Below are 10,277 nucleotides of genomic sequence, written 5' to 3'. Positions count from 1 at the left end.
GCCCACCCCGTCGCCGGGGCTCTCGCCGTACAGGCGGGCCTCCTCGTGCCCGTCGGCGCGCAACCGGGTCACCCGTTCCTCGGCGCGCTCGCGCAGCTCGTCGAGCGGCCCGAACTGGATCGAGTCGGTGGGGCAGGCCTTCGCGCAGGCCGGTTCGAGACCGCCGAGCTGGCGGTCGTAGCACATCGTGCACTTCCAGGCCCGCCCGTCGCCCTCCCGCCGGTCGATCACGCCGTACGGGCAGGCCGGGATGCAGTAGCCGCAGCCGTTGCAGATGTCGGCCTGCACCACCACCGTGTCGAACTCGGTCCTGAACAGCGCTCCGGTCGGGCAGACGTCCAGGCAGGCGGCGTGCGTGCAGTGCTTGCATACGTCGGAGGACATCAGCCACCGGTCCACGCCGTCCTCGTCGCCCGCGTGGACCGGCCGCGACTGCTCGATGAAGGCGACGTGCCGCCAGGTGCTCGCGCCCAGCATGCCGGTGTTGTCGTAGGAGGTCGCCTCGAAGACGAAGCCGTCGTCGGGGATCTGGTTCCACTCCTTGCAGGCCACCTCGCACGCCTTACACCCGATGCAGACGCTCGTGTCGGTGAAGAAGCCCATCCGCTCAGCCATGGTGGTACCTCTCCAGCAGCTCCAGCGCCTCCGGGCCCCGCGGCCGGCGGCCCGGCCGCACGTCACAGGTCATGGCCTTGCCCTCCTGGATGTAGACGTTCGGGTCGAGCACCATCGGCAGCAGGTCGTTGGCGACGTCACCGGTGACGAGCCCGCCGCTGCCCCAGCCCCAGTGGTAGGGCAGGCCGACCTGGTGCACGATCTGGCCCCCGACGCGCAGCGGCCGCATGCGCCCGGTGACCAGCACCCTGGCCTCCACGACGGCGCGGCTGGTCACGATCGTGGCCCAGCCGCCGTTGTCCAGCCCCACGTGCTCGGCGAGCTGCGGCGAGACCTCGCAGAACAGCTCGGGCTGCAGCTCGGCGAGGTAGGCCAGCGGCCGGCTCATCGCGCCCGCCGTGTGGTGCTCGGTCAGCCGGTACGTCGTCAGCACGTACGGGAACCGTCCGTCCGGCACGTTGTACGGGCTCTCGGGCCGGTGGTAGGTGCGACGGGCCGGGTTGGCCTGCTGGGCGTAGAGGGGGTTGGCGACCGGGGACTCGTGCGGTTCGTAGTGGGCCGGCAGCGGGCCGTCGACGAGGCCGGCCGGCACGTACAGCCAGCCCTTGCCGTCGGACTGCATGATGAACGGGTCGGTCCCGGCGAGCGCGTCCTGGGCGTGGGCGCCTTCGGGCGGCACGTAGCCGGGCGGCTTGCCGATCTCGCAGTCGGGCACGTCGTCACCGGTCCACTCGCCGCGCTCGGCGTCCCACCACACGTACACCTTGCGCTCGCTCCACGGGCGGCCCTCGGGGTCGGCGGAGGCCCGGTTGTAGAGGATGCGCCGGTTGGCCGGCCAGGCCCAGCCCCATTCGAGCGCCACAGCGCTCTGCTCGCCGCGCGGGCGGCGGCGGGCCGCCTGGTTGACCTCGTCGGCGTACACGCCGCAGTAGATCCAGCAGCCGCACGTCGTGGAGCCGTCGGGGCGGAGCTGGGTGGACGACGACAGGGCGCGCCCGTCGGGGCCGACCCCGTTGATCTCGCGGAGCACGGCCTCGGCCGAGGGCTCGCGGTGCACGCCGCGCTCCGGGTAGTCCCAGGTCAGCTCGCGTACGGGCCGGTCGATCTCGTCGTCGGTCATGCGCTTCCTGAGCAGCTTGCCGAGGTGGTAGTAGAACCACAGCTCGCTGCGGCAGTCCCCGGGCGGGTCGAGCGCCTTCTCCCGCCACTGGAGCAGCCGCTGGGTGTTGGTGAACGTGCCTTCCTTCTCCACGTGGCTGGCGGCGGGCAGGAAGAACACCTCGGTGCCGATGTCCTCGGTACGCAGCTCGCCCGTCTCAAGCTCCGGGCCGTCCAGCCAGAACGTGGCGGTCTCCACCAGGGCCAGGTCGCGGACGACGAGCCAGTCGAGGTTCGCCAGGCCGAGGCGCTGCGCCCGGCCGCCCGACGATCCGACGGCGGGGTTCTCCCCCACCACGAAGTAGCCCTTCACGGTCCCGTCGATCTGGCCCATCACCGTGGTGTAGTGGCCGTGGTCGCCGGTCATGCGCGGCAGGTGGCCGAAGCAGAAGTCGTTCTCCTCGGTGGCGGCCTCGCCCCACCACGCCTTGAGCAGGCTCACCAGGTAGGAGCGCCGGTTGCCCCAGAAGCCGGTCGCGCCGCCCTCCAGCTCCAGGTAGTGGTCGAGGCCGCGGTGCCGCTCGGCGTGCGGCATGTCCAGGTAGCCGGGCAGGATGTTGAACAGCGTCGGGATGTCGGTCGAGCCCTGGATGCTGGCGTGGCCGCGCAGCGCGAGGATGCCGCCGCCGGGCCGCCCCATGTTGCCGAGCAGCAGTTGCAGGATCGAGGCGGTGCGGATGTACTGCGCGCCGACGGTGTGCTGGGTCCAGCCGACCGAGTAGACCCAGGCGGTGGTGCGCTCGCGGCCGGAGTTGGCGGTGACGGCCCCGGCCAGCTCGGCGAAGCCGTCGCGCGGGATGCCGCACAGCCGCTCGACCAGTTCCGGGGTGTAGCGGGCGAAGTGCCGCTTGACGATCTGGTAGACGCAGCGCGGGTGGGTCAGCGTCGGGTCGGTGCTCGGGCTGGGGGACGCGGCGGGCCCGCCCGCCCCGAAGGTGTCGGAGCCCGCCGCCTCGGCGTCGCGGCGCCCGCCCTTCGCCTCCTCGGCCGTGGGCCGCTCGCCCGTCGGCTCGTACGCCCAGCTCCTCGGGTCGTACGTGGCCGTCTCCGGGTCCCAGCCGGAGAACAGGCCGTCGAGGTCCTCGGTGTCGCGGAAGTCCTCGGACACGATCGTGGCGGCGTTGGTGTAGGCCAGCACGTACTCGCGGAAGTCCAGCTCGTTCTCCAGCACGTGGTTGATCAGCGCGCCGAGCAGCACGATGTCACTGCCCGCGCGGATCGGCAGGTGCCGGTCGGCCAGCGCGCTCGTGCGGGTGAAGCGCGGGTCCACGTGGTAGACCCTGGCCCCGCGGGCCTTGGCCTCCATGACCCACTGGAAGCCGACGGGGTGGCATTCGGCCATGTTGGAGCCCTGGATGACGATGCAGTCCGCGCCTGCCAGGTCCTGCTGGAAGGTGGTCGCGCCGCCACGCCCGAAGCTGGTCCCCAGACCGGGGACGGTGGAGGAGTGTCAAATGCGCGCCTGGTTCTCGACCTGGATGGCTCCGAGGGCGGTGTAGAGCTTCTTCATCAGGTAGTTCTCTTCGTCGTCGAGCGTCGCCCCGCCCAGGCTGGCGATGCCCAGCGTGCGGCGCACGACGTTGCCCTCGTGGGTCTCCTCCCAGGTCTCCCGCCGGGTGCGCGCCACCCGGTCGGCGATCATCTCCATCGCGGTGTCCAGGTCGAGCCGCTCCCACGCGGTGCCGTACGGCCTGCGGTAGAGCACCTCAGTCTGGCGGCCCGGGTGGGTGACGAGCTGCTTGCTGGCCGAGCCCTTGGGGCAGAGCCGTCCCCTGGAGATCGGCGAGTCGGGGTCGCCCTCGATCTGGGTGACCTCACCGTCCTTGACGTAGACGAGCTGGCCGCAGCCGACGGCGCAGTAGGGGCAGATCGAGCGGGCGACCGTGCCGGCGTCCTCGGTGCGCGGGCGCAGGGCGTCGGTGCGGGACGACCGTGCCGCGTCGCCCCTGCCGTCCTCGCCGGTGAGCTGGCGGATCACCGGCCACCGGGCGAGCCATCCCCTCCCTGGCATGCTGCGGCACCTGCCCGGTTTCATCCCGCTCATTCTGGCGATCCAGGCAAAAATCACGTGACGTACGACGTTGACGGGCACACCGCCTACCGCAGGTCCGCCTGCGCCGGCACGGCCGTCGCGGACGGGACCCGGGAGATGCCCGGTCAATGTCCGGTGATTCACCCTGGTGCGATCCCTCCCGAGGGTCGAGCATCGTCCGGACAGGACACAGGCACCAGAAACGGAGTGCAACTTTGTCGCCGACGAGCAGAACCATGAAGGCCGGACTCGCCTTGACCGCCCTCGCCACGGTGACCGCGGGATATCTCTCCAGCCCGGCGGTGGCCGCCACGGCCGGTGGACAGGTCACGCTGTTCTCGGGTTCTTCTGACGTGGAGAACGTGTCGTACAAGCAGTGTGAGCCCCCGGCCCAGCACCAGTCGCGGCTGGCCGACGTCGTATCGTTCGACAACCGACCGTCGGCGGGCTGCCACGTCGTGCTGGTGAATCTCCAGGGCGGCACCTTCGCCTTGTGCCATGGCCGGGGTTCGGTGCCGGCCGCCTTCCGGCAGTCACCGACCGTGCAGATCAAGCCGGGCAGCTCCAACATCTGCCTGGACGATCCCGGGGTATGAGCGACGGGCGAGGCGCGGCGCATGCCGGTGAATGCCCGTCGGAAGGTCCGGCGCTCGGTCCGGCGCTCGGTCCGGCGCTCGGTCCGGCGCCGGCGGCCGATCACGGACCGTCGAATGCCGGGAACCACGGACTCCGTGTCGCGTTGCTGGGCCCGTTGCAGGTATGGCGGGGGTCCACTGCGATCGACGTGAGCCCGAACCGGCTGCGTACGATGCTGGCCGCTCTGGCCCTGTCCGCGGGCAACACGGTGACGGTCGAGCAACTCGCCCTCGCGCTTTGGCCGGACGATCCGCCGGCCCATCAGCGGCGTAGCGTGCAGACCTACATCAGCAGGCTGCGCCGCGTGCTGGGGCCGGCGGCCATCCGCACGGTGAAGAGCGGGTACCGGCTCGACGCGGACCCCGACGACGTGGATGTGCTGCGCTTTCACCGGTTGCTGGCGAGGGCGGCGTCGTCCCGGGACACGCGAGCGGAGCGGGAGCAGTTGGAGGAGGCGCTGGCCCTGTGGCGGGGCGCCCCGTTCGGCGGCCTGCGTTCCAGCACGTTGTGCGGGCCCAAGGCGGTGCGCCTAGTGGAGCAGCGTCTATCGGCCGTGGAACGGTGGATCGACCTGGGACTGGCCGAGGGACGCCACAACGAGCTGGTCGCCGAGGTGCAGGAGCTCGCGCTCCGGCATCCGCTGCGCGAGCCGCTGTGGGAGCGCCTGCTGCTCACGCTCGACCGCTGTGGCCGGCAGGCCGAGGCGCTGGCGATGTACGAACGGCTCAGGCGCCGCCTGGCCCGGGACCTCGGCGTCGATCCGTCCCCCGAGCTGCAACGTATGCACCTGTCCCTGCTCGCGGACGGAGAACGCCCGGCCACGTCGCCCGCACCCTGCATGCTGCCGGTGGCGGTGGCCGGATTCACTGGCCGTGACGACGAGTGCGAGCGGCTGGACCGCCTGTTCGAAGGGGACACGAGGATCTGTGTCATCTCCGGCACCGCGGGAGTGGGCAAGACCGCGCTGGTCCTGCACTGGGCGCACCGGGCCAGGGCGAAATTCCCCGACGGTCAGCTCTACGTCGACCTGCAAGGCTTCGCGTCCGGCGGCGCCGCGACGAACGACGCGCTGCCGGCGCTGCTCACGGCCATGGGAGTGCCGCCGCAGGCGATCCTGGCGGAGTCGCGGGCCAGGTCCGCGCTCTACCGGACGATGCTGGCGGGCAAGCGCGTGCTGCTGGTCCTCGACGACGCCCGTGACGCCGAGCAGGTGCGCCGGCTGCTGCCGGGTGGCACCGGGTGCGCGGTCGTGGTCACCAGCCGCCAGGGGTTGAGCAGCCTCGTCGCCTCGGAGGGCGCCGCGCTGCTCACGCTGGACGTGCCGACGCGGGAGGAGGCCAGGGATCTGCTCGCGCGCCGCTTGGGGCGTGAGCGGATCGGCTCCGACCCCGCGGCCACCGACGAGATCATCGAGCTGTGCGCACGGCTGCCGCTCGCGCTCGCCATCGTGGCCGGCCGCGCGGTCGCCCGCCCGTTGTCGCCGTTGGCCGCCCTGGCCGCCGATCTGCGCAGGGTCAGGGACGACCTCGGCGTCCTCGCCACCAAGGACAGCCTCACGGACATGCGCGCCGTGCTGGCCCGCTCCTACGACGCGCTGCCTCCCGATGCAGCCCGGCTGTTCCGGCTGCTGGCCGTCCATCCGGGGCCGGACGTCGGCGAGGCGGCGCTCGCGAGCCTCGCGGGGCTGCATGCACCGCAGGTGAGCGAGCTGCTCGACACGCTGCTCGATGCCCACCTGGTGAGTGAGACCGTGCCCTCCCGGTTCTCCTTCCACGAACTGCTGCGTACGTACGCACGGGGTCTCGCCCGCGCCGGGGACACCTCCGCCCATCGCCGGGCGGTCCTGCGGACGATCGAGCACTACCTGCACACCACGTACCGGGCCGCGTTGCTGCTCGACCCGGCGGCGCAGCTGATCGCCCCGGACGCTCCGGCGGCGAAGGTGCGGCCGGAACACCTGAGGGACCGCGGGCAGGCGCAGGCCTGGTTCCGGGCGGAGCGGGTCGTCCTGTTCCGCGTTCTCCGGCTGGCGATGGCAGACGGGTTGCACCCCCACGTCGTCCGGCTCGCGCTCGCTGTGACGGTCTGGTGCGATCTGGAGGGCGACGAGCAGGGAAAGACCGCGCTCGAGATCCTCGCCCTGGAGGCGGCGGGGCGCTCGGGCGACCACGCGGCGCGGGGGCGACAACAGCTGCACGAGAGTGGCCAGGCCCGTCATACGGGTCGCTAGTACTCCAGTGGCCCTTCGCGATCATGGATCGGGTCTGCGCTGGTAGTGGAAGTGCCGGGCGGTGAGCTGATGGCGACGCCGCTGGCCGTCGCCATGTGACCCCAACGCCCCTCAAGACCGCGAAGGGTCAGTGGAGTACTGGGCCCTGTCTTCGCCGTTTCGGCTCGCCGCATCACTGATCGCTACCACCAGGCTGAAGACGATACGAAGCCCTCGTGAATCTTTCCTTTTCTACCCTTTCGCCCAGTGCGATCAACCGGTCGCGCCATGCCGGAAAAAGGGACGACATGAGGAAAAGACTGCTCGGCGCTGTTCTCGCGCTCGCGACACTGGCCACATTGACGTGGTCGGGCACCGGAACCGCATTCGCGGACGACCCCGGATACAACCCCCACCTCATCGGCGGGGACCCGGCAACCGAGGAATACGGGTTCGCCGCCGCGCTCCTCTACAAGGATCAGGGCGACCGACCGGCCCCGCTCCGGTGCGGCGGCGCCCTGATCACCCCGCAGTGGGTCGTCACCGCCGCCCACTGCGTCGCCGGCCGCAATCCGGCGGACTTCGAGCTGAATGTCGGTTCGAACGACTATCTGGGCGGCACGGCGTTCAAGCCGGCCAGGTTCGTGGTGCACCCGTACTGGGACGACGAGGACGAAAAGAGCATCGGTGACATCGCTCTGATCAAGCTGGCGGCGCCGTCGAAGGAACGGCCCATCGCCCCATTGTCGCACTCGGCCCCTGGCTCGACGGTGCGCATGATCGGCTGGGGCAGGACCGTCGCTGACGACCCGGCTTCGATACCGCGGCAGATCCGGCAACTGGACACGAGGACGCTGGAGCTCTCGGCGTGTTCCTTCGGCGACGAGTTCGACGCGACGCCCGGTGACCTCTGTGTCGAGAGGGCGAAGGCCGACGCAGCGGGCGCGTGCAACGGCGACTCGGGCAGCCCGCTGCTCCTGAACGTCGGGGGTCAATGGCGAGTCATCGGCGTGGACAGCCGCAGCGGCGGCGATTCCTGTCTCGCCACCGACGAGGTCTTCACCTCGATCGGGTTCTATCTGGACTGGATCACGGACACGATCACCGCCGACCAGTCCTGACGCGACGACCGGCCTCGTCGAGACGCCGGTCCATGCCGGCCGCGGCGCCTCGACGATCGAGCGCGCCGCGCGCATGGCGTACGAGCCGCCACTGCCCGCCGCGGGAACAGCCACAGGCAGCGGCGAGCACGGAGCTCGGTAGGTGACCCCGGGGGTGTCAGGGGGTCATGGTGGCGATGTGGAGATTGCCGGAAGAAATGTTGCAGCCGGCCGCGATCGCGAACAGATGACCGTTGTCGTCGAAGATCCTTGCCCCGGTCCACGACCCATCAGTGCGCCTGAGATTGTGGAACGCCCGCCCCGCCGACAACGTGATCTGATGAAGACCCTGAGGACCGGCAGCAGCCGCCACCGCACTCACCGGCCCCTGATCCGTGACCCGAGCACCCGACCACGCACCATTGCCATGCCGCGTGTTGAGATGAACCTTCCCACCAGCCAACGTCAGCTGATGCAGCTCATTGTTCACCCCCGCCGCCGCCGCGATCGCACTCACCGGCCCCTGATCCGTGACCTTCGCACCATCCCACGCACCATTGGGATGACGTATGTTGACGTGCACCCGCCCGCCCGTCAACGTCATCTGGAAGAAGAAACCGTTCGGCGCCACCGCAGCCGCCACCGCACTCACCGGCCCCTGATCCGTGACCCGAGCACCCGTCCACGACCCATCCGCACGACGAATGTTCAGATGCACCCGCCCCCCAGCCAGCGTCAACTGATACACCTCACCACCAGGACCCGCCGCAGCCGCGACCGCACTCACCGGCCCCTGATCCGTGACCCGAGCACCCGTCCACGACCCATCCGCACGACGCGTGTTCAGATGCACCCGCCCCCCAGCCAACGTGAACTGATGCAAAGAACCATCAGGACCCGCCGCATACGCCACACTGCCGACCGGACCCTGATCAGACACCCTCGCACCCGTCCACGCACCAGAAGGCGACCGCATATTCCAGAACACCCGGCCCACGCGAGGCCCCGACGATTCGCCCCACAGCCTGGTGGCGATGCGGATGCCGTCCGCGGCCTCCGGCTGATAGCGCTCCGGATAGCCGGAGCGCTGCACTGTCTGGCAGACCTCGCCGATAGGGCGCCCGGCCCAGCTTCCGCCGGGATAGGATTCCAGCATGGCGCCGAGGAAGGCGTTGGTCGCCCAGACGGGGTTCGTGCGCTGGGCAAAGCTGCCCCAGTCGGCGATCTGCTGGTAGAGACCGACGCTGCTGCTGTCTCCGTAGTCCAGGTTGCGTATCGACGACTCCACGATTGCGGTCGTGATGGCGATCGACGCCGCCCGCAGGCTCAGGTTTCGCGACTTCGTGGTCTGGACGATGACCCGGGCGCATGCGATGTTGCCCGCCCAAATCGCCCCCCTCATCTTGCCGGTCAGCTGTCTGCTGAACTCCGCGGCGATGGCGCCGTCGGCGCTGGTCGCGCCACCCGGGCAGCCGAGATCGGTGTCGGCGTGCGCGGGTAACACGTGGATCCCACCCACACAGACCAGCGTGGCTAACAACAGCACGAGTCGCTGTACGAAAGAGTTCTTGTGATGCATGACGACGATCTCCTGTGTCGAAGAAGTGCCAAGAAGTTCCGCTTCATGGCAGGGGGAAACGGCGGCGTCACCGACCGGTATCGCGTCTGGACGGTGACGCCGCGAAATGGTGAGGTCAGGGGATCATGGTGGCGATGTGGAGATTGCCGGAAGAAATGTTGCAGCCGGCCGCGATCGCGAACAGATGACCGTTGTCGTCGAAGATCCTTGCCCCGGTCCACGACCCATCAGTGCGCCTGAGATTGTGGAACGCCCGCCCCGCCGACAACGTGATCTGATGAAGACCCTGAGGACCGGCAGCAGCCGCCACCGCACTCACCGGCCCCTGATCCGTGACCCGAGCACCCGACCACGCACCATTGCCATGCCGCGTGTTGAGATGAACCTTCCCACCAGCCAACGTCAGCTGATGCAGCTCATTGTTCACCCCCGCCGCCGCCGCGATCGCACTCACCGGCCCCTGATCCGTGACCTTCGCACCATCCCACGCACCATTGGGATGACGTATGTTGACGTGCACCCGCCCGCCCGTCAACGTCATCTGGAAGAAGAAACCGTTCGGCGCCACCGCAGCCGCCACCGCACTCACCGGCCCCTGATCCGTGACCCGAGCACCCGTCCACGACCCATCCGCACGACGAATGTTCAGATGCACCCGCCCCCCAGCCAGCGTCAACTGATACACCTCACCACCAGGACCCGCCGCAGCCGCCACCGCACTCACCGGCCCCTGATCCGTGACCCGAGCACCCGTCCACGACCCATCCGCACGACGCGTGTTCAGATGCACCCGCCCCCCAGCCAACGTGAACTGATGCAAAGAACCATCAGGACCCGCCGCATACGCCACACTGCCGACCGGACCCTGATCAGACACCCTCGCACCCGTCCACGCACCAGAAGGCGACCGCATATTCCAGAACACCCGGCCCACGCGAGGCCCCGACG

7 protein-coding genes are annotated in these 10,277 nt (G+C 69.9%); 3 read left to right on the top strand and 4 right to left on the bottom strand.

From position 1 onward, the window contains the following. A partial coding sequence (locus E1295_RS44960) for a 4Fe-4S dicluster domain-containing protein (RefSeq protein ID WP_132641025.1) occupies positions 1 to 615 on the bottom strand: 615 nt, incomplete at its 3' end. Further along, the gene (fdh, locus tag E1295_RS44955) at positions 608 to 3,784 is read right to left on the bottom strand and encodes a formate dehydrogenase (RefSeq protein WP_220449215.1); all 3,177 of its coding nucleotides are present in this window, start codon (positions 3,782 to 3,784) and stop codon (positions 608 to 610) included. The genes E1295_RS44960 and fdh, both read right to left, overlap by 8 nt. A 257-nt stretch (positions 3,785 to 4,041) precedes the next feature. Between fdh and E1295_RS44945 the strand changes: the two genes are divergently transcribed. The 3 genes from E1295_RS44945 to E1295_RS44935 all read left to right on the top strand — a co-directional run bounded on the left by E1295_RS44945 (position 4,042) and on the right by E1295_RS44935 (position 7,771). Continuing rightward, on the top strand, positions 4,042 to 4,401 hold the full coding sequence (locus E1295_RS44945) for a hypothetical protein (RefSeq protein ID WP_220449214.1): 360 nt from the start codon (positions 4,042 to 4,044) through the stop codon (positions 4,399 to 4,401). A 188-nt stretch (positions 4,402 to 4,589) separates the two neighbouring features. Beyond that, entirely contained in the window at positions 4,590 to 6,671 is a 2,082-nt protein-coding gene (locus tag E1295_RS44940; RefSeq protein ID WP_166427730.1) for an AfsR/SARP family transcriptional regulator, read from the top strand. 215 nt (positions 6,672 to 6,886) lie between these two features. Beyond that, on the top strand, positions 6,887 to 7,771 hold the full coding sequence (locus tag E1295_RS44935; RefSeq protein WP_132641015.1) for a S1 family peptidase: 885 nt from the start codon (positions 6,887 to 6,889) through the stop codon (positions 7,769 to 7,771). A gap of 157 nt (positions 7,772 to 7,928) precedes the next feature. Here the strand turns inward: E1295_RS44935 and E1295_RS44930 are convergent, their stop codons facing one another. After that, positions 7,929 to 9,329 carry a hypothetical protein gene (locus E1295_RS44930; RefSeq protein WP_132641013.1) on the bottom strand — a complete coding sequence of 467 codons (1,401 nt, stop codon included), beginning with the start codon at positions 9,327 to 9,329 and terminating at the stop codon, positions 7,929 to 7,931. A gap of 115 nt (positions 9,330 to 9,444) precedes the next feature. Beyond that, positions 9,445 to 10,014, bottom strand: coding sequence for a hypothetical protein (locus tag E1295_RS44925; RefSeq protein WP_132641011.1), 570 nt, complete (start codon positions 10,012 to 10,014; stop codon positions 9,445 to 9,447). Positions 10,015 to 10,277: the final 263 nt, after the last annotated feature.

Source organism: Nonomuraea mesophila (assembly GCF_004352805.1).
GTDB classification, from domain to species: domain Bacteria; phylum Actinomycetota; class Actinomycetes; order Streptosporangiales; family Streptosporangiaceae; genus Nonomuraea; species Nonomuraea longispora.
This window is presented reverse-complemented; position numbering and strand designations above follow the sequence as displayed.

Excerpts from the sequence above, each read along its gene's own strand:
- E1295_RS44945 (WP_220449214.1), top strand. The coding sequence starts at position 4,042 with ATGAAGGCCGGACTCGCCTTGACCGCCCTCGCCACGGTGACCGCGGGA.
- E1295_RS44930 (WP_132641013.1), bottom strand. The coding sequence starts at position 9,329 with ATGCATCACAAGAACTCTTTCGTACAGCGACTCGTGCTGTTGTTAGCC.